The organism is Kribbella polygonati (genome assembly GCF_050320105.1).
GTDB lineage: Bacteria > Actinomycetota > Actinomycetes > Propionibacteriales > Kribbellaceae > Kribbella.
In genome coordinates this window covers 2,231,804-2,251,059 of sequence record NZ_CP190129.1, presented here as the reverse complement: position 1 = coordinate 2,251,059, position 19,256 = coordinate 2,231,804, and the positions used below count along the sequence as shown (strand labels likewise).

General features: G+C 69.5%; 17 protein-coding genes. 10 read left to right on the top strand and 7 right to left on the bottom strand.

The annotated features are described in order from the left end of the window. Positions 1–7: 7 nt before the first annotated feature. Both dnaE and ACQHIV_RS10640 read left to right on the top strand, forming a co-directional pair. The gene (gene dnaE / locus ACQHIV_RS10645; RefSeq protein ID WP_427893322.1) at positions 8–3,517 is read left to right on the top strand and encodes a DNA polymerase III subunit alpha; all 3,510 of its coding nucleotides are present in this window, start codon (positions 8–10) and stop codon (positions 3,515–3,517) included. Continuing rightward, positions 3,504–4,301 (top strand): TIGR02569 family protein, encoded by a 798-nt coding sequence (locus tag ACQHIV_RS10640; protein ID WP_427893321.1) that lies wholly within the window; start codon positions 3,504–3,506, stop codon positions 4,299–4,301. Before dnaE ends, ACQHIV_RS10640 begins: the two co-directional genes overlap by 14 nt. Here the strand turns inward: ACQHIV_RS10640 and ACQHIV_RS10635 are convergent. Then, a complete protein-coding gene (locus ACQHIV_RS10635) occupies positions 4,259–5,434 on the bottom strand; it encodes a Cmx/CmrA family chloramphenicol efflux MFS transporter (RefSeq protein WP_427893320.1) in 1,176 nt (391 codons plus the stop codon). The genes ACQHIV_RS10640 and ACQHIV_RS10635 overlap by 43 nt on opposite strands. Before the next feature lie 65 nt (positions 5,435–5,499). Continuing rightward, a complete protein-coding gene (locus tag ACQHIV_RS10630; protein ID WP_427893319.1) occupies positions 5,500–6,075 on the bottom strand; it encodes a TetR/AcrR family transcriptional regulator in 576 nt (191 codons plus the stop codon). 158 nt (positions 6,076–6,233) lie between these two features. Between ACQHIV_RS10630 and ACQHIV_RS10625 the strand changes: the two genes are divergently transcribed. Continuing rightward, positions 6,234–8,234 (top strand): glycoside hydrolase domain-containing protein, encoded by a 2,001-nt coding sequence (locus ACQHIV_RS10625; protein WP_427893318.1) that lies wholly within the window; start codon positions 6,234–6,236, stop codon positions 8,232–8,234. Here the strand turns inward: ACQHIV_RS10625 and ACQHIV_RS10620 are convergent. After that, a complete protein-coding gene (locus ACQHIV_RS10620; protein WP_427893317.1) occupies positions 8,227–9,096 on the bottom strand; it encodes a LysR family transcriptional regulator in 870 nt (289 codons plus the stop codon). The genes ACQHIV_RS10625 and ACQHIV_RS10620 overlap by 8 nt on opposite strands. Before the next feature lie 84 nt (positions 9,097–9,180). Here ACQHIV_RS10620 and ACQHIV_RS10615 point away from each other — a divergent pair, with 84 nt between their 5' ends. The 3 genes from ACQHIV_RS10615 to ctaD are packed head-to-tail and all read left to right on the top strand — an operon-like array spanning position 9,181 to position 12,497. Further along, positions 9,181–9,981, top strand: coding sequence for an alpha/beta fold hydrolase (locus tag ACQHIV_RS10615; protein WP_427893316.1), 801 nt, complete (start codon positions 9,181–9,183; stop codon positions 9,979–9,981). Next, positions 9,978–10,784 (top strand): LLM class flavin-dependent oxidoreductase, encoded by an 807-nt coding sequence (locus tag ACQHIV_RS10610; RefSeq protein ID WP_427893315.1) that lies wholly within the window; start codon positions 9,978–9,980, stop codon positions 10,782–10,784. Before ACQHIV_RS10615 ends, ACQHIV_RS10610 begins: the two co-directional genes overlap by 4 nt. Positions 10,785–10,814: 30 nt before the next feature. Beyond that, positions 10,815–12,497, top strand: a complete 1,683-nt coding sequence (gene ctaD / locus ACQHIV_RS10605) for a cytochrome c oxidase subunit I (protein WP_427893314.1) — start codon at positions 10,815–10,817, stop codon at positions 12,495–12,497. On the opposite strand, the gene ACQHIV_RS10600 is transcribed toward ctaD, so the two are convergent. Further along, positions 12,494–13,363 (bottom strand): helix-turn-helix domain-containing protein, encoded by an 870-nt coding sequence (locus tag ACQHIV_RS10600; protein WP_427893313.1) that lies wholly within the window; start codon positions 13,361–13,363, stop codon positions 12,494–12,496. The two genes, ctaD and ACQHIV_RS10600, sit on opposite strands and share 4 nt — an antisense overlap. 171 nt (positions 13,364–13,534) lie before the next feature. On the opposite strand from ACQHIV_RS10600, the gene ACQHIV_RS10595 reads away from it, so the two are divergent. Beyond that, positions 13,535–13,804, top strand: a complete 270-nt coding sequence (locus ACQHIV_RS10595; RefSeq protein ID WP_427893312.1) for a hypothetical protein — start codon at positions 13,535–13,537, stop codon at positions 13,802–13,804. Beyond that, positions 13,801–14,082 carry a hypothetical protein gene (locus ACQHIV_RS10590; RefSeq protein WP_427893311.1) on the top strand — a complete coding sequence of 94 codons (282 nt, stop codon included), beginning with the start codon at positions 13,801–13,803 and terminating at the stop codon, positions 14,080–14,082. Before ACQHIV_RS10595 ends, ACQHIV_RS10590 begins: the two co-directional genes overlap by 4 nt. 13 nt (positions 14,083–14,095) lie before the next feature. On the opposite strand, the gene ACQHIV_RS10585 is transcribed toward ACQHIV_RS10590, so the two are convergent. Then, complete coding sequence (locus tag ACQHIV_RS10585) at positions 14,096–14,764, bottom strand: class I SAM-dependent methyltransferase (RefSeq protein WP_427893310.1); 669 nt, start codon at positions 14,762–14,764, stop codon at positions 14,096–14,098. Continuing rightward, positions 14,757–16,319 carry an ATP-dependent DNA ligase gene (locus ACQHIV_RS10580; RefSeq protein ID WP_427893309.1) on the bottom strand — a complete coding sequence of 521 codons (1,563 nt, stop codon included), beginning with the start codon at positions 16,317–16,319 and terminating at the stop codon, positions 14,757–14,759. Before ACQHIV_RS10580 ends, ACQHIV_RS10585 begins: the two co-directional genes overlap by 8 nt. Positions 16,320–16,426: 107 nt before the next feature. On the opposite strand from ACQHIV_RS10580, the gene ACQHIV_RS10575 reads away from it, so the two are divergent. Together ACQHIV_RS10575 and ACQHIV_RS10570 are read left to right on the top strand one after the other, a co-directional pair. Beyond that, positions 16,427–17,335 carry a hypothetical protein gene (locus ACQHIV_RS10575; RefSeq protein WP_427893308.1) on the top strand — a complete coding sequence of 303 codons (909 nt, stop codon included), beginning with the start codon at positions 16,427–16,429 and terminating at the stop codon, positions 17,333–17,335. Between the two features lie 2 nt (positions 17,336–17,337). Next, complete coding sequence (locus ACQHIV_RS10570) at positions 17,338–18,252, top strand: hypothetical protein (protein WP_427893307.1); 915 nt, start codon at positions 17,338–17,340, stop codon at positions 18,250–18,252. A 3-nt stretch (positions 18,253–18,255) separates the two neighbouring features. Here ACQHIV_RS10570 and ACQHIV_RS10565 read toward each other — a convergent pair whose 3' ends face one another. After that, positions 18,256–19,212: a Dyp-type peroxidase gene (locus tag ACQHIV_RS10565; RefSeq protein WP_427893306.1), complete on the bottom strand. Its 957-nt coding sequence runs from the start codon at positions 19,210–19,212 to the stop codon at positions 18,256–18,258. Between the last annotated feature and the right edge of the window lie 44 nt (positions 19,213–19,256).

The window sequence follows — 19,256 nt, the reverse complement described above, 5'->3', positions numbered from 1 at the left end:
AGCCCGGGTGCCTTCGTTCACACATCTGCACGTCCATACCCAGTACTCGCTGCTCGACGGCGCCGCGCGGCTGAAGGACCTGTTCGCGGCCTGCGCCGAGCACGGCATGACCCATCTCGCGATCTCCGACCACGGGAACCTGCACGGCGCGTACGACTTCTTCCACCAGGCGCGGAAGGCCGGGATCACCCCGATCATCGGCATCGAGGCGTACGTCGCGCCCGCGTCCCGGCGTACCAAGGAACGCGTGTTCTGGGGTCAGCCGCAGCAGAAGCGCGACGACGTGTCGGGGGCCGGCGGTTACACGCACAAGACGATCTGGGCACGCGACGCGACCGGGCTGCACAACCTCTTCCGGCTCTCGTCCGACGCGTACCAGGAGGGCTGGCTGCAGAAGTGGCCGCGGATGGACAAGGAGAGCCTCGCCCAGTGGTCCCACGGGCTGATCGCGTCGACCGGCTGCCCGTCCGGCGAGGTACAGACCCGGCTCCGGCTCGGCCAGTACGACGAAGCCGTCGAGGCGGCCGCGCAGTACCGGGACATCTTCGGCCAGGAGAACTACTTCCTCGAGCTGATGGACCACGGCATCGAGATCGAACGCCGCGTCCGCGACGGCCTGCTCGACGTCGGCCGCGCGCTGAACCTCCCGCCGCTCGTCACGAACGACTCGCACTACACCCGTGCCGCGGAGGCCAAGGCCCACGACGCGCTGCTCTGCATCCAGACCGGCAAGACGCTCGCGGACCCGGACCGCTTCCGCTTCGACGGCACCGGGTACTACCTCAAGTCCGGGCCGGAGATGTACGCGATCGACTCGTCCGACGCCTGGCAGGACGGCTGCCGCAATACCCTGGTGGTTGCCGAGCGCATCGACACCACCGGGATGTTCACGAAGCGCGACCTGATGCCGAGGTTCGACGTACCGGACGGGTTCACCGAGGTGACCTGGTTCCAGGACGAGGTGCTGCGCGGGATGCGGCGGCGGTACCCGGACGGGTGGGACGAGCGGTACCAGCAGCTGGTCGAGTACGAGATCGGCGTGATCGTCCAGATGGGCTTCCCCGGCTACTTCCTGGTGGTCGCGGACTTCATCATGTGGGCGAAGAACCACGGCATCGCCGTCGGGCCGGGCCGCGGCTCGGCGGCCGGGTCGCTGGTGTCGTACGCGCTCGGCATCACCGACCTGGACCCGATCGAGCACGGCCTGATCTTCGAGCGGTTCCTGAATCCCGAGCGGGTCTCGATGCCGGACGTCGACATCGACTTCGACGAACGCCGCCGGGTGGAGGTGATCCGGTACGTCACCGAGAAGTACGGCGCCGACAAGGTCGCGATGATCGGCACCTACGGCACGATCAAGGCGAAGAACGCGATCAAGGACTCGGCCCGCGTCCTCGGCTTCCCGTACGCGACCGGCGACCGGATCACCAAGGCGATGCCGGCCGACGTCGGCGGCTCCGGCATCGACCTGACCGGGATCACCGACCCGCGGCACCCGCGGTACGACGAGGCCGCCGAGGTGCGGGCGATGTACGAGAACGAGACCGACGCGCGGACCGTGATCGACACCGCGAAGGGCGTCGAGGGACTCGTCCGGCAGATGGGTGTGCACGCGGCCGGCGTGATCATGTCGAGCGAGTCGATCGTCGACCACGTCCCGGTCTGGGTCCGGCACAGCGACGGCGTCACGATCACGCAGTGGGACTACCCGAGCTGCGAGTCGCTCGGCCTGCTGAAGATGGACTTCCTCGGGCTACGCAACCTGACGATCATCGACGACGCGGTGAAGATGGTCCGGGGTACCAAAGGCCTGGAGATCGACCTGCTGGCGCTGCCGCTCGACGACACGTCCACCTTCCAATTGCTCGGCCGCGGCGACACCCTCGGCGTGTTCCAGTTCGACGGTACGGCGATGCGCGCGCTGCTCCGGCTGATGCGCCCGGACCAGTTCGAGGACATCACCGCCGTCACCGCGCTCTACCGGCCGGGGCCGATGGCGATGAACTCGCACACGAACTACGCGCTCCGGAAGAACGGCCAGCAGGAGATCACGCCGATCCACCCGGAGCTGGAGGAGCCGCTGCGCGAGGTCCTCGGGATCACGTACGGGCTCGTCGTCTACCAGGAGCAGGTGCAAAAGGCGGCGCAGATCCTCGCCGGGTACAGCCTCGGGCAGGCGGACCTGTTGCGCCGGGCGATGGGCAAGAAGAAGAAGGCGGTGCTCGACCAGGAGTTCGTGCCGTTCCGCGACGGCTGCCGCAAGCGTGGGATCTCGGACGCGGCGACGCAGGCGGTGTGGGACGTGCTCGTCCCGTTCGCCGGGTACGCGTACAACAAGGCGCACGCGGCGGCGTACGCGCTGGTGTCGTATTGGACGGCGTACCTGAAGGCGAACCATCCGGCCGAGTACATGGCCGCACTGCTGACGTCGGTGAAGGACGACAAGGACAAGTCCGCGGTGTACCTGAACGAGTGCCGGCGGATGGGGATCAAGGTGCTGCCGCCGGACGTGAACGAGTCGCTGGCGAACTTCGCGGCGTACGGCGACGACGTGGTGCTGTTCGGGTTGTCCGCCGTCCGGAACGTCGGGGACGGGGTCGTCGACGCGATCGTCCGGAGCCGGGCCGGTGGGCGGTACACGTCGTTCCCGGACTTCCTCGCGAAGGTCGAGGCTGTTGCCTGTAGCAAGCGTGCCGTCGAGTCGCTGGTCCAGGCGGGCGCCTTCGACACACTCGGTCACACCCGCAAGGGGCTGCTGTCCCGGCACGAGGAACTGGTCGAGAACGCGCTGGCGGTCAAGCGCAAGGAGGCCGAGGGTCAGTTCGACCTCTTCGGGGCGACAGACTCCCCGGCGTTCACGCAGGACGAGACCTTCCCGGACGACGAGTGGGACAAGCCGGTGCTTCTTGCCCGCGAGCGGGAGATGCTCGGGCTGTATGTCTCGGACCACCCGCTCTTCGGCCTGGAGTCCGTGCTTGCCGCCCGCACCGACGTCCCCGTCGCCCACCTCGCCGACCACCCGGACGGCACGGTGGTCACCATCGGCGGCATCATCTCCACTCTGCAACGCCGGATAACGAAGAAGGGCGATCCCTGGGCCACGGCCACCGTCGAGGACCTGGTCGGCTCCGTCGAGTGCCTGTTCTTCCCGGCGACCTACCAACTGGTCTCGGGCAAGCTGCAGGAGGACGTGGTCGTCTTCGTCAAAGGCCGCCTGGACAAGCGCGACGACGTACCGCGCCTGATCGGCTCGGAGGTGACGGTCGCCGACGTCGCGACCGTCGGAGTGGTGGTGCTGGAGACGGCTCAGGCGAACGTCGTCCCGCGCACCGTCCACCGGTTGCGCGACGTGCTCGCGGCCCATCCCGGCCGCTCGGAGGTCCAGCTCCGGGTCCGCGGTCCGGAGAAGACCACCATCTACCGGCTGGCCTACCGCGTCGACGCGACCACGAAGTTCTGGGCGGACCTCAAGGCCGAGGTGGTGGGGATGAAAGAGTGGCGGCATGGAGGGTCCTGAGGAGCAGGTGCTGGCGGCGTTCGGCGTGTCGGAACCGGCGGTGCGCATGCAGGGTGGGCAGGGACAGACCTGGCGGTCCGGCGACGTCGTGCTGAAGCGCGCGGACGGCGAGAGCGCCTGGCGGGGCGACGTACTGAGTGTCCTGCCGGAGTCGGACGCATTCCGCGTTCCGCGGCCGGTGAAGGCTCAGGACGGGGAGTGGGTCGCGTTCGGGTGGGAGGCGAACGAGTTGCTCGTCGGGGCGACCGATGTGCGGCGGCAGGACGAGGTGCTTGTGGCGGCCGCCGCGTTTCACGAGGCGGTGGCTGAGGTTCCCCGGCCTGGCTTCATCGACACCCGGAGCGACCCGTGGTGCGACGGCGATCGGGTCGCCTGGCGGGAGCAGGAGATGCGGGGGAGTTCGGCGTACGGCGAGCTGGTCGGGCCGCTGGTTGCCGCCTGGCGGCCGGTGGAGCTGCCGTCGCAGGTGGTGCACGGCGACCTGCCGGGGAACGTGATGTTCGCCGACGGGCTGCCGCCGGCGATCATCGACTGGCCGGTGTACTGGCGACCGACCGCGTGGGCGTCCGCCGTCGCGGTCGCGGACGCCCTCTGCTGGTACGGCGCGGAGCCCGCCCTCGCCGCGCGCTGGGCGCACCTGCCGGACTGGGGGCAGATGCTGATCCGGGCGCTGATCTACCGGATGACCACCGACGACCTGGCCGGCGGCGCCGCGACCTGGACCGCGGCCCGGCGCGACGGCTACACCCCGGTCATCGAGCTGGCCCTCGCGTACCCCGGCTGAGCAGCCCGGACCGCGAGCGGAATGGTGCCGAAGGCAAGTACTCCGAGACCGGCACCGATCCAGCCGACCGACGGGTAGCCGGCGCCCGCGTCGAGGGCGAGCCCGCCGAGCCAGGGGCCGACCGTGATCCCGACGTTGAACGCCGAGATGTTGAACGCCGCCGCCAGCGTCGGCGCGGACCCGGCGACGCTGAACACCCGCGAGTTGACCGCCGGGTTGGTGGCGAACCCGAACGTGCCGACCGCCACGATCGCGAGGACGGCGATCCACGGCGTCCCGGCGGTCAGTGCCAGGATCACCGCCGCGAGCACGACCCCGGTCAGACTGATCGCGAGCGTACCGAACGGACGCTGGTCCGCGGTGCGCCCGCTGATCGTGATCCCGGCCAGCGAGCCGACGCCGTACAGCGCGAGGATCACCGGCACCCACGCGTCGGACAGCTTGGTCGTTTCGGTGAGCAGCGGTGCGAGGTAGCTGAAGATCACGAGGATCGCACCGGTCGACAGCGCCGTCGTGCCGTACGCGAGCCACAGCTGCGGATTCATCATGCTGCGTAGTTCGTCGCGCAGGCGGGGGAGTGCGTCGGGCCGCCCGGGCGGGATCGTCGCGAGAACGCCCGCGATCGCGAGGACCGAGAGTACGGCGACCGCCCAGAACGCGGACCGCCAGCCGAGGTGCTGACCGAGCAGCGTGCCGGCGGGCAGCCCGACGATGGTCGCGACGGTGAGGCCGCCAGCGAGGATGCTCATCGCCTTCGCGCGGGCCTGCGGACCGGCGAGCTCGATCGCGGTCACCGAGGCGACGGCCCAGAACCCGGCGTACACGAAGGCGCCCGCGACTCGGGTGGCCAGCAGGACGCCGTACGACGAGGTCAGCGCGCCGGCGACGTGGGTGAGGGCGAAGACCGCGAGGAACGCCAGCATGGCGACGCGGCGTGACCAGCGGAGCGTGGTGACGGCGAGGATCGGCGCGCCGACCAGCATGCCGACCGCGAACGCGGAGATCAGCAGCCCCGCGGCCGGGATGGACACGCGCAGGTCGGTGGCGATCTCCGGGAGCAGTCCGGCGAGCATCAGCTCGGACGTCCCTTGGGCGAAGATCGCCAGACCGAGCAGGTAGACGGCTCGGGGCATGATGTCCTCTCATACTGGATCAATCGGTTCAAAACCTGACCAGCCGGACCGATGCCTAGGCGGGATCAGAAGCTGCGCAGCGTGGCCTCGACGACCGTGCGTTGGCTGTCCGGGGACGCGCCGCGCCGGGCGGCGACCCGCAGGCCGCCGAGGACGGTGAAGACGTACGCCGCCAGACCGGCCGCGTCGTGGTCCGCGGCGAGGTCGCCGGCTGCCTGCGCCGCCTGGATCGCGGTGGTGAGTGCGGCGAGCTTGGTCTCGTGGTCGCGGTCGAGGAGCTCGACGATCTCAGGTTCCTTCGGGCCGAGCTCGACGGTCGTGTTGATCACGAAGCAGCCCGCCGGATCGTCCGGCTCCGGTTCGACCGCCGTCCACAGGATCCGCCGGACGCGCTCGCGGATCGGCAGCGACTCGTCCTGGATCACCTCGAGCTGCGCGGCGCTGAAGTCCTCGACGTACCGCCGCAGGGCGCGGTCGAACAGGTCGCGCTTGCTGGTGAACGTGTTGTAGATGCTGCTCCGGCCGAGCCCGGTCGCGGCGCAGAGGTCCTGTGTGGAGGTCGCCTCGTAGCCCGAGGTCCAGAAGACGCGCATCGCGGCGTCGACGGCGCGATCCTCGTCGAAGGTCCTCGGTCTGGGCATGTCGCTGACTCTAACACATTCTGGACCAAACGATCCAAAACCCCACCCGATAGCATCCTCGCATCGAGGCGAGTGCCGGAAGCTCTTCGACAAGGGGAGTGGCGCTCGCCTTGACTTGGGGGCACCACCCGACGATGAGACTGGGGAACATTGTGAGGTTGTTCAGACCCGGGGGGCTCACACTCGCCCTCGCGCTGGTGGCGGGCGTGACGGTCGCCGGCCCGGCGGCCGCGGCGGACACGAAGACCGTGTCCTATCGCGGGTACCAAGTGACCGTCCCGTCCAGTTGGCCAGTGGTCGACCTGGCCGCCGAGCCGACCGCGTGCGTCCGGCTCGACAAGCCGGCCGTGTACCTGGGCCGCAGTACGGCGCAGGCCAACTGCCCGGCGCATCTCGTCGGCCGCGGTTCGGGCCTGATCCTGGAGCCGCTCACCGCCGCGCAGCCGTCGACCGACGGGATGCTGCGCCGCGCGATCACGGACGCTGGCGTGCTGGCGACGGCGTACTACGCGCCGGGCACCGAGCAGGCGGCGAACGACGTCCTCGCGACCGGCAAGGTGGTGACGAAGACGCCGTCGGCACGGGTGGCGCAACCGGCCGCGGTCACGCCGTCGGTTGTTGCTACCGGCAACTTCGCCGGGTACGGCTTCGACACCTGCGCGGCGCCGGCGCAGTCCGCGATGGACGCGTGGCGCCCGACGTACCAAGGCGTCGGCATCTACATCAGCGGCGGGTTGCGGGCGTGCGCCCAGCCGAACCTGACCGCCGACTGGGTGACGGCGAACGCGAGCAAGGGCTGGCAGTTCCTGCTGATCGACGTCGGCCTGCAGGCTCCGTGCACGACGTACAACAGCCGGATGTCCTCGGTCGCGTCGACCGCGCTGACCCAGGGCCGGAACGCCGCCATCAACGCGGTCGCGGCGGCCCAGGCACTCGGCTTCGCGCAGCGGAGCGCGATCTACAGCGACATCGAGGCCTACACGACGACCGCCGCCTGCAAGGCAGCCGTGCTGTCGTACCTGAGCGGCTGGACGCAGGAGCTGAACGCGCGTGGGTACCAGGGCGGGGCGTACGTCGGTGCCGCATCGGGTGGCGCCGACCTGAACAGCGCGTACACGAGCACGGCGTACACGCGGCCCGACAACCTCTGGTTCGCGCACTGGGGTTCTGCGGTCGGGACGAGCCGGTTCATCAACTCGGCGTACTGGACGAACCACCAGCGGGTGCATCAGTACGCCGGTGACGTCAGTGAGACCAACGGTGGCGTGCAGATGTCCGTCGACAAGAACTACCTGAACCTGACGGCTCCGCCGGCGCCGGTGAGCAGCTTCGGTGTGACCGGTGGCGTCGCGGCCGCGGCGTTGCGCTGGGCGAAGCCGACGAACACGACGGTGATGCTGCGGAACGCGGCCGGCTCGACTCCGCCACCGCTGACGACCTCGGGTACGGCGGTGTACAACGGCGCGGCGAGCAGCTACACGCAGAGCGGGCTGCCGAACTCGGCCAGCTATGCGTACCGGGTGTGGACGAAGGATGCGACCGGCAAGATCGGTCCGGGTGTCGACGCACGGCTGGTCGGGTCGAAGGCGACGTTCGGGATGAGCGCGGCGTCGATCATGTACACCGGCACGGTCACGCTGACGGCCGGCGTCTCCCGGCTCGACGGCGGCAAGCTGCCCGGCGTACCGCTGGTGCTGTACTCGAAGGCGAAGACGGCGACGAAGTGGTCGACGGTCGGTTCGTACACGACCGACGCCAACGGGATCGTCAAGGTCTCGCAGAAGCCGTCGGTCTCGACGTACTACATGTGGGGCTACAACGGCGGCGCGGGAGTGCTGGGCACGCGGAGCGCGACCGCGCTGCTGCAGGTCCACCCGGCGCTGTCGGCGTACCTGACGCCGGGCGCGATCCGGTTGGGTGCGTCGACGGTGATGTACGGGTACCTGAACCCGCCGCACGCCGGTACGACGGCGTACCTGCAGCGGCGTTCCGGCACGACGTGGGTCGCCGTGACGACCGGGAAGCTGGCGACGAACGGCAAGTACGCGTTCAGCATCAAGCCGACGGCGCGTGGCACCTTCACGTACCGCGTGGTGTGGCTCGCGGACGCCGACCACCAAGGCACGCAGACGGCGTCGAAGGTCCTGACGGTCAGCTGACCTCGGCGGCTGCCTTCACGGCAAGGTCGATCGCATGCGCGGCAAGTGGTGAGTGCGTGCGACCGGCCTGCCACAGCAGGAAGATCTCCCGCGGCGGGAGACCTGGCGTGAGTTCGTGCAGCGCCAGGCTCTCGTCGTGGCGGAGTACGGCGAGGCGCGGCATCAGGGCCGCGCCGAGACCGGCCCGGACCATCGCCAGCAGGGCCTCGTTCCCCTCGGTGCGGAACACGAACTGTGGGCGGATGCCGCGGGCACGCAGGAAGTCCTCGACGACGGCCTGGTGACAGATCGCCGGGTGGGCGACGAGTGGCAGCTCGTCGAGTTCTTCGAGTGGGACCGGCCCGGCCGGGAAGTCGTCCGGGCGGGTGACGAGCAGGTACGGGTCGTCGAGGAGCTTGACGCCGTCGATGCCGTCGGCCGGGCGGGCGTCGAAGAACATCAGGTCGAGCCCGGTCAGGTCCGGGCTGTCGGTCTCCTCCTCGAACAGCCGGATGTCGCAGCCCGGATGAGCGTCCCGGAGCTCGCCGATGATCCGGGGGAGCACGGTGTTCGAGATGGTCTGGAACGTGCCGATGTCGATCCGGCTGTCACCGGCCTGGAACCGCTCGATGCCGTCGCGCATCGCGTCGGCCCGGCGTAGCAGGTCCCGGCCGTGGTGCAGGACAACCGTTCCGAGGGGCGTGATCCGGACCGGCTTCGGACCGCCGGGGCGGTCGAACAGCGCGCCGCCGGCCAGCTTCTCCAGGACCGCGATCTGCTGGCTCACGCTCGACTGGGTGTAGCCGAGCCGCCGCGCCGCCCGGCCGAACGAACCCTCGTCGGCGACCGCGGCCAGCGTCGCCAGGTGCCGCAACTCGTACATCCGGTCAGTCTATCGCCTGAGGCGATCGGCATGATCGGAATCAATCGCTTTTCACGATCGTCACCCGCTCCTACCGTCGTTGCCATGACTACTTACGACGTGAACGGCATCGAGGTGTACGCCGAGACGTACGGCGACCCGGCGAACCCCGCGGTGCTGCTGATCCACGGCGCCGGGGCGTCGATGATCTGGTGGGACGCGGCTCTGTGCGCGGAGCTCGCCGCGCGCGGACGGTTCGTGATCCGCTACGACCAGCGCGACACCGGCCGGTCGACCACCTTCGGAGTCGGAGCGCCGGGGTACGCGATGAGCGACCTGGCCGCCGACGCCGTCGGCCTGCTCGATGCCCTCGGCATCGAACGGGCCCACGTGGTGGCGCAGTCGATGTCCGGCGGTACGGCGCTGATCCTGGGCGTTGACCACCCGTCGCGGGTCCGCTCGTTGACGCTGGTGTCGTCGAGCACGGGAGCCGAAGGCCTCCCGCCGTCGACCGTGCGGTATCCGGCCGAACCGGACTTCTCGGACCGGGCGGCTGTCGAGGAGTACGTCGTACGGGCGATCGAGGCGGAGGCGGCCGGGCACTTCGAGGAGACCACCGCGCGGGCGCTGGTGCGGGCGGATCTGGCGCGGGCGCGGAACTACCAGGCCTCGATGACCAACCATTTCGCGATGCGGTTCGACGGACCGGCCGGCGGTGGGTTCGGTGACCTGACGATGCCCGTCCTCGTGTTGCACGGCGACGCGGATCCCGTCCTTCCACTGCCGCACGGTGAAGCGATCCGCGACGCGGTACCTGGCGCGCGGCTCGTCGTCCTCGCCGGGATGGGCCACGGCCTGTCGGCGCCGTACTGGAAGACGTTTGTGGACGAGGTGGTGAAGCAATGAAGTACGCCATCTGGGTGCCACTGTTCGACGAGTTGTCGGATCCGCTCGAGGTCGCGCGGCTCGCGGCGGCGGCCGAGGAGGCCGGGTGGGACGGGTTCTTCGTCTGGGACCAGCTCTGGTGGCGGCCGCCGGTCCGCGAGGTGTCGGACCCGTGGATCACGCTGAGCGCGGTCGCGACCGCCACCGAGCGGCTGCGGATCGGGCCGATGGTGACCCCGGTCGCGCGCCGGCGCCCGGTGAAACTGTTGCGTGAGACAACGACCTTGGACCGGCTGTCGGGCGGCCGGCTGATTCTCGGGGCGGGGCTGGGCAGCGACCGGTTCGCACAGGAGTACTCGAAGACCGGTGAGGAGTTGGACGACCGGATCCGGGCCGAGCGGATGGAGGAGACGCTGGCGATCCTGACCGCGGGCTGGACGGGGGAGCCGGTGAACCACCACGGCAAGCACTACCTGGTCGACGACGTACGGTTCCTGCCGCGTCCGGTGCGCGGCCGGGTGCCCGTGTGGCTCGCGGGATTCCCGGGCAACAGCCGACCGATCGGGCGTGCAGCGCGGTACGACGGGTTCTTTCCGGTCAACCTCACCTCACCGGACCAGCTCGCCGGGCCGGTCGCCGTACTGCGTGCACTCCGCGGAACGCTGGACGACTACGACATCGCGGTCGCGCTGGAGCCGTCCGCCGATCCGCGTCCGTACGCCGAGGCCGGGGCGACGTGGTGCCTGACCGATCTCGTGGACCTGGGACTGGCCGACGTACGGGCGGTGATCGCTGCTGGACCGGGTGGGTCGATAGGTGTCTAATCGAAGGGATGCGTTAGTTCGGGAGGTGGCATGGCCAGCGTCAGCGGGCATGCCGGGGTCACCGAGCGCGCCGGATCGACTGCGGCCGGGGTTGGGCGGCGGCCACTGGGGCTGGTGATCGGCCGGGTGCTCTCGACCACCGACCACAAGGTGATCGGCGAGCTGTACCTCGTCACGTCGTTCGCGTTCTTCCTGGTCGGCGGCGTGATGGCGCTGGTGATCCGCGCCGAGCTGGCCGAGCCGGGGCTGCAGTTCGTCAACGAGGAGACGTACAACCAGCTGTTCACGATGCACGGCACGATCATGCTGCTGCTGTTCGCGACGCCGCTGTTCGTTGGCTTCGCCAACGTGATCATGCCGGTGCAGATCGGGTCGCCGGACGTCGCGTTCCCGCGGCTGAACATGTTCAGCTACTGGTTGTTCCTGTTCGGCGGGCTGATCGCGATCAGCGGTTTCGTCACGCCGGGTGGCGCGGCCGACTTCGGCTGGACGGCGTACTCGCCGCTCTCGAACGCGATCCGGTCGCCAGGTGTCGGCGGCGACCTGTGGATCATGGGGCTGTGGATGGCCGGCCTCGGGACGATCCTCGGCGGCGTCAACTTCGTCACGACGATCGTGACGATGCGCGCGCCCGGGATGACGATGTTCCGGATGCCGATCTTCTGCTGGAACGTCTTGGTGACGTCGATCCTGGTGCTGATCGCGTTCCCGATCTTCGCGGCGGCGCTGCTGGTGCTGGAGGCGGACCGGACGCTCGGGGCGCACGTGTTCGACGCGGCCAACGGCGGGCCGATCCTGTGGCAGCACCTGTTCTGGTTCTTCGGGCATCCCGAGGTGTACATCATCGCGCTGCCGTTCTTCGGCATCGTCACCGAAGTACTGCCGGTGTTCAGCCGGAAGCCGGTCTTCGGGTACTACGGACTCGTCGCGGCGACGCTGACGATCGGGGCGTTGTCGATCGCGGTGTGGGCGCATCACATGTTCACGACCGGGGCGGTGGCGCTGCCGTTCTTCTCGTTCATGACGTTCCTGATCGCCGTACCGACCGGGGTGAAGTTCTTCAACTGGATCGGCACGATGTGGGGCGGGTCGATCTCCCTCGAGACGCCGATGCTGTGGGCGATCGGGTTCCTGGTCACGTTCCTGTTCGGCGGTCTGACCGGGATCATCCTGGCATCGCCGGCGCTGGACTACCAGCTGCAGGACTCGTACTTCGTGGTCGCGCACTTCCACTACGTCGTGTTCGGCACGGTGGTGTTCGCGATGTTCTCGGGGTTCTACTTCTGGTGGCCGAAGATGACCGGGCGGATGCTGGACGAGAGGCTCGGGAAGCTGCACTTCTGGTTGCTGTTCATCGGTTTCCACACGACGTTCCTGGTGCAGCACTGGCTGGGCGTCGAGGGGATGCCTCGTCGGTACGCCGACTACCGGCCGAGTGACGGGTTCACGACGTTGAACCAGGTGTCGAGTGTGGGGGCCTTCATCCTGGGCGCGTCGATGCTGCCGTTCTTCTACAACGTCTACAAGTCCCGTCGCAGCCCGCGGGTGGGTGTGGACGATCCGTGGGGCTGGGGCCGGTCGCTGGAGTGGGCGACCAGTTGCCCGCCGCCGCGGCACAACTTCCACGCGCTGCCGCGGATCCGTTCGGAGTCGCCCGCCTTCGACCTCCATCACCCCGAACTGGCACCTCATGTCCATCGGGAAGTGCTCTAGTCCAAGCGATCCAGCAGCCGGACGAGGGCCTGGTCGGTCTGCTGTGGTGGGGGGCTGGTGGAGGCGAGCAGCTCCAGCGCCTGGGTGTAGGCCTCGACGTCGTCGCGCTTGTCCAGGTAGAGCGCGCTGGTCAGGTGCTCGACGTACACGATGTCGGGGAGATCGCGCTGCGGGAAGCGGAGCAGGGTGAACGCGCCGGCGGTGGCGGGGTGGCCGGCGTTCTCCAGCGGGACGATCTGGACGGTGACGTTCGGCCTGGTGACCGCCTCGCGGAGCGCGACGAGTTGGCTGCGCAGTACGTCGACGCCGCCCATCGGCCGGCGCAGGACGGACTCCTCGATCACCGCCCACAACCGCAGCGGCGGCTCGCGGTCCAGCACCCGCTGCCGGCGGGTCCGGAGCGCGACGATCCGCTCGATCTCGGCGTCGCTCCGGCCGCCGCCCGGGTCGAGCCGCGCGACGGCCCGCGCGTACTCCTCGGTCTGCAGCAGGCCCGGGACGTACTGGATCTCGTACGTCCGGATCAGCTCGGCGGTCGCTTCCAGCCCCAGATACGCGTCGAACCAGTCCGGCGTGACATCGCCGTACCGCTGCCACCACCCCGGATCGTTCGCCTCCCGCGCCAGCTCCAGCAGCCGGTCCCGCTCGCGCGCGTCGTTCACGCCGTACAGCGTCAGCAGGTCCGAGACGTCCCGCTCCTTGAATCCGACCTTTCCCAGCTCGAGCCGGCTGATCTTCGACTCCGAGGCCCGGATCGCCCACCCCGCGTCCGTCCGCGTGACGCCCGCCCGCTCGCGCAACTCCCGCAGATGCGCGCCGAGCAACATCCGCAGCGCAGTTGGCCCCACCACACTCCGCCCCGCCATATCCTGACTCTACATCATTTTCGAACAAATGTTCCCATCGGCTCGGTCCGGTTCGAGACGTCCCAGACGGTACGGTTCGGTGAGCTGAGCGGGTAAAGTGGAGTTCTTCGGAGCGATGGCATACCAGTTGGCGTGTCGGGAATCCCCGCAGCCCGTTTGAGGCGATGCCAGATGCCCGACCTTCCCTTCGTTCCGAGCGGCCCGTGCGGGCGCTCCGTCGTGGACCACGATCTTGCCCAGCTCTTCGCCGACGTCGTCTCCGCCCGGGTGGCCGATCGCCAGACGCGCGGCCGGCTGCGGTGGGACGGGCCGTTCCGCAACGACGCCTATCGCCTCGCCTCGTCGCTGCGTGCCTACGCCAGCGCGCTCGAGTCCTACCGGCTGCCGGTGCCACCGGTGATTCGCGACGAGCTCCGCCTGCGAAGTGGGTTGCCGCTGTGAGCGGCGAACAGCAGGTCCGGAGCCTGGCCGCCCAGGCGGACTGGACCCTGCGCGGCTTCTCGCTGCCAGGGCACGTGCTCGTGCTGACCGCAACAGGCTGGCGTCGCGGCTGGCTGATCGCGCGCGAGAACAGTTCCACCGGCTGGATCGGCCTCGTTCAGTACGAGGTCGACGGCGCCGAGGTCACCGAGTACCTGTCCGCCGACCACATCGCATCCCCGGACCTGTGGCTCTCGACCGATCCGGCATCGGAGCGCCCTGTCGGCACCGAGAGCTGATCAACCGTCGCCGTCAGTCGCGGAGGTACTCGGCGCGCCAGCGGAGGATGGTGGGGTCGGTGGGGCTGGGGGCCTGGTCCAGTTGGATGAGGTGGAGGTCGGGGGTGGTGAAGGACTGGATGGTGGTGCGGGTGAGAGGCCAGGGTGGGCCTTGGAGGGGTTGTTCGGTGTCGGGACGGGCGGCGGCGATGACGAGGAGGGTGCCGCCGGGGGCTACCAGGTCAGCGACGTGGGTGACGGCCTTGGGCTGGAGGGGGATGGGGAGGGCTTGCACGGTGTAGATCTCGACCACCAGGTCGAAGGCTTGGTGCCAGTCAGCGGGTGGGTTGAGGAGATCGGCGACGACGTAGTGCGCCTTCGAGGCCGGGTGGTTGCGGTGGGCGGTTTCGATCGCGCTGGGGGAGATGTCGAACGCGGTCGTGTCGTACCCGCGGTCCACGATCAGCTCGGCGTCCCATCCGGTGCCGGCGCCGACGACCACGGCGGTCTTGCCGGTGCCGTCGGGCTCGGACTCGGCGATCCAGTCCGCGAGCAGTTGATGCGCCGTGCCGCGGTCCCACGGAACCACCGCCTCGCCGTCGGCCGCGGCGGCGTACAGGTTCTCGAACCAGCCGGTCGGGTCGTCGCGGTCCAGCGCCTCGCGGGCGATCCGCCGGGTCACGACGTCGGGGTCCTCAGTCATCCACGCGCTCCTCGATCTCAACTACAGGTTCAGCTCCGGTGTGGATCGAGCGTACGGTCCGCACGGTGTCGACCTGGTCGGGCCGCTTGTCCTCGCGGTACCGGATCACCCGGGCGAACCGCAGCGCCATCCCCGCCGGGTACCGCGGTGACGTCTGCACCCCGTCGAAGGCGATCTCGACCACTACCTCAGGTTTGATGTACACGACCCAGTCGTCCCGCCGTACGGCGAGGTCCTGGAACCGCTCCGTCTGCCACCGCAGCAGCTCGTCCGTCAGCCCCTTGAACGTCTTCCCGAGCATCACGAACTCGCCGGTCGTCTCGTCCCGCGCCGCGAGATGCAGGTTCGACAGCCAGCCCTTGCGCCGCCCGTGCCCCCACTCCGCCGCGAGCACGAGCAGGTCGAGGGTGAACGTCTGCTTGACCTTCACCCATCCCGACCCGCGCCGGCCCGCCTCGTACGGAACGGTCAGCGACTTCACCACCACACCTTCGTGCCCCCGCCGTACGGCGTCCTCGAAGAACTCCTGACCCGCCTTCGCGTCGGACGTCACGAGCCGGGGGATCCGCCGCTCCTCGGGCAGCAGCTTCGAGAGCCACTGGTGCCGGGTCGCGCCGTCGAGTCCGAGCAGGTCCTGGCCGTCGAGGTGCAGGATGTCGAAGAAGTACGGCGTCAACGGCACCGCCTCCGGCCCGGTCGCCGCGCGCGTGGCCGTCCGCGACCCGGTGACCTGGAACGGCTCCGGCCGCCCGTCCGTCCGGAGCGCGATCAGCTCGCCGTCGAGCACGACCTGCCGCGCGTCCAGCGCGAGCACGGCCGTCACCACTTCCGGCACCCGCGCGGTGATGTCGTCCAGCGTCCGCGTGTAGACGACGACGCGGTCGCCGTCCCGGTGCGCCTGGATCCGGATGCCGTCGAGCTTCCACTCCAGCGCCGCCGGCGTGCCGGTCTTGTCCAGCGCCTCCGCGACCGTGGTCGCCGACTGCGCGAGCATCGGCTGCACCCCGCGCCCGACCTCGAGCCCGAAGCGCGCCAGCCCCGCCTCGCCCTCGGTCAGTACGGCGACCGCGACCGGAGCCGTCGACCCGCGCAGCATCGCCGCGGCCCGGATCCTGTCCAGTGGAATGCCGGTCGCCCGCGCGACCGCGTCAGCCATCACACCGTCCAGCGCACCCTGCCGCAGCTCGCCGCCGACCAGCAGCCGGAGGAACTGCTGCTCGTCCTCCGTCGCCCGCGAGAACAACGCGTCCACCGCGGCCCGCCGCCGCGCCTGCACGCCCGCGCCGGACATCTCGGCCAGTTCCGCGAACGCCCCGTCGACCTCGGTCACGGTCAACGACGGCTCCGCGGCCGGTGCGGGAGCCTCCATCAGGGTCCGCCAGCCCACCCCGGTACGCCGTTGCCGCAGCTCGCCGGACAGGTACGTCACGACGATCTCGATCTCGGCCGGTTCGGTGGCCTCGGACAACAGCCCGGCGATGAACCCGGCCTTCTGCAGCCGCGACCGGGTCCCGGCCAGCGCCGCCGAGGTCTCGACCAGCTTGATCAGCAACATGTCCCAAGTGTCTCTCGGTCCACCGACAGTCCGCGGGATCGCAACTTTCCGCCCTCGGCCCGCATCGAGCTGAGGAAAGCGGTAGCCGCCCGAGGGGGATGATCACGATGCACCGACGTACCGCCGCAGCCGCGCTGCTGACAGCCGGCCTGCTCGCACCGCTACCCGCCAACGCACAACCGACGAACACCACGCAGGCCACAGCCGCGTGCGAAATGAGTCTGGGCTCCGTGAACGCCGCCGGCGATCACACCGGCCAGGGGATCACGGCCGGCTCCCCGCCGACCGCGTCGACGAAACGGATCGAGGCCACGAAACGCTTCGCGCCCGGCCTGACCCGGTTGCACAGCACGTGGGTGATCGAGCCAGAGGTCCCGGACGACTTGGCCCACTACGGAGAGGTCGTGCTCGGCTCGACCATGTACTCCGCCATCTACCGCACCGGTGCGGTCCCGTCCGACGCGGTAACGTTCAGCCGGGTCGGCGGCGGCTGGGACAAGTTCACGTACTTCGAGGAGTCGACGTACGACGAGGGCGCGGCGGCGAACTTCGCGCACACCCACTACTACGGCCTGCGCAACGACGGCACGCTGTTCCGCTGGCGCGACGGCTGGAAGGCTGACGGCTCGTACCCGGGATTCAGCGCCGTCAAGACGATGGCCCTGATCAGCCAGACCCGGACGTACGACACCTTCCTGGCGAACACCCGCGGCGGCGCGCTCTACACGATCCGCATCCCGGTGTCCTCGCCGATGAAGCCGATCGTGAAGCAGGTGCGCACCCGTACCTGGCAGGGCTTCGAGAGCTTCGTCGCCGAGCGCTGCGGGCAGTACGGCGTACTCCTGCTCGGCATCGACAAGGACAGCAAGACCGGCTACCTGTACGCCGTCGGTCACGCGAACGGGACGTCGACGGTGATCAACAGCCTCGGCAAGGTACCGACCACGTTCGACGACCAGACGTACTTCCGCTGGACCTCCGTGGCCTGGGCCGACCCGCCGCTGAACGGGGAATGACGATGCGACGTACGACGGCGCTCGCCGCGGGCCTCGCGCTGACACTGCCGCTGCTGACCGGCGTGGGTACGGCGACCGCCAAGCCGACCGCGAACCCCTGCTACCTCCAGTCCGGCGGGCTCACCTCCGACGACAACACGGTCGACCGGTATGTCAACGCGACGTCGCCGATCTCGGTGAAGCCGGTCGACATGATGGCGAAGAACCCGTTCGGCGGCCGGGCGATCTCGCTCAGCAGCCAGTGGACCTGGGACGACGACTTCGGCGACCAGACCTCACTGGACGGGCACGTCGTCAGCGGCGGCGTCATGTATCAGGCCCACCAGTGGGTGCAGAAGGGGACCGGCGGCAAGGTCGTGAGCAGCAGCCTGACCCGGATCGGCAGCGGCTGGGGCGTCTTCAAGACCCTGACGCACTCGTGGTCCCTCGACGACCCCAACTCGCAGATGTACGCGCTGCGCAACGACGGGGTGCTCTTCCGCTGGAACCTGAACCCGGTGAACAACGGCCCCGAGCACTGGGAGGCCGCCGGTTCGTACCCGGGCTTCTCGGCGGTGAAGGCGATCACCTTGCTCAGCCGTACGGCGACGTACGACACGCTGCTGGCCACGACGCGGGGCGGGGCGCTCTACACGATCCACATCCCGCTGAGCAATCCGATGAAGCCGGTCGTCAAGCAGGTCCGGTCGCGCACCTGGCAGGGCTTCGAGACGCTGGAGACTGCCCGCTGCGGCAACTACGGCACGCTGCTGCTCGGCATCGACAAGGACACGAAGGCGGGCTATCTGTACGCCGTTGGGCACGCCAACGGCACGGCCACCGTGATCAACTCGCTCGGCAAGGTGCCGGCGACGTTCGGGGACGAGCTCGACTTCAGCTGGGGCAGCGTGGTCGACGCGCCGCTGTTCGGGGAGTGACGCTCACGGCGCCGGCGGAAGTCCGTCCAGGAACTCCGCCGGCGGCGTGAAGTACAGGCTGCCGGTGACCGCGGTGGAGAAGTCCAGCAGCCGGTCGTGGTTGCCTTCCGGTACGCCGATGAACATCCGCCGGAGCATCAGCTCGGTGACCGCCGGCGTCTTCGCGTAGCCGATGAAGTAGGTGCCGAACTCCTGCGTGCCGACGGTGCCGAACGGCATGTTGTCGCGCAGGATCTGCAGCTGGTTGCCGTCGTCGTCCTCGACCACGTTCAGCACGATGTGCGCGTTGCCGGGCTTCTTCGCGTCGTCCATCTCGATGTCGTCGAGCTTGCTCCGGCCGACCGCGAGCTCCTGCTGCTCGACGCTCAGCGAGTTCCACGCCTTCAGGTCGTGCAGGTACTTCTGCACGATCACGTAGCTGCCGCCGCGGAAGTCCGGGTCCTCGTCGCCGACCAGCACGGCGTCCCGGGCCTCGGCGCCGGCCGGGTTCTCGGTGCCGTCGACGAAGCCGAGCAGGTCGCGCATCTCGAAGTACTTGAAGCCGTGCACCTCGTCGACGACGGTCGCGGCGCCGTCGAGCGCGTTCATGATCTGCGCGGCGAGCTCGAAGCACTGGTCCTGGTGCGCCGCGCGGATGTGGAACAGCAGGTCGCCGGGCGTCGACGGCGCGTGGTGCGTCCGGCCCTTGAGCTCGACGAACGGGTGCAGCGCGGCCGGTCGCGGGCCGCTGAACAGCCGGTCCCAGGCGTCCGACCCGATCCCGGTCACGCAGGACAGGTTGCCGGCCGGGACGCGGAACCCGACGGAGCGCACCAGACCGCTGAGGCGCTCGAGCAGGTCCCGGACGCGAGCCTCGCCGTCCGGCTGGATCTCCACCACGAGGAAGATCGCCGAGCCGCTCAGTGGCATCAGCACGGACTGCGGCAGCGCGTCCGTCTCCCGATCCGGTTCCGTAACCACCGTGCTCTCCCTCCGTCCAGTTGGCCCGATCTTCTAGAGTCCAG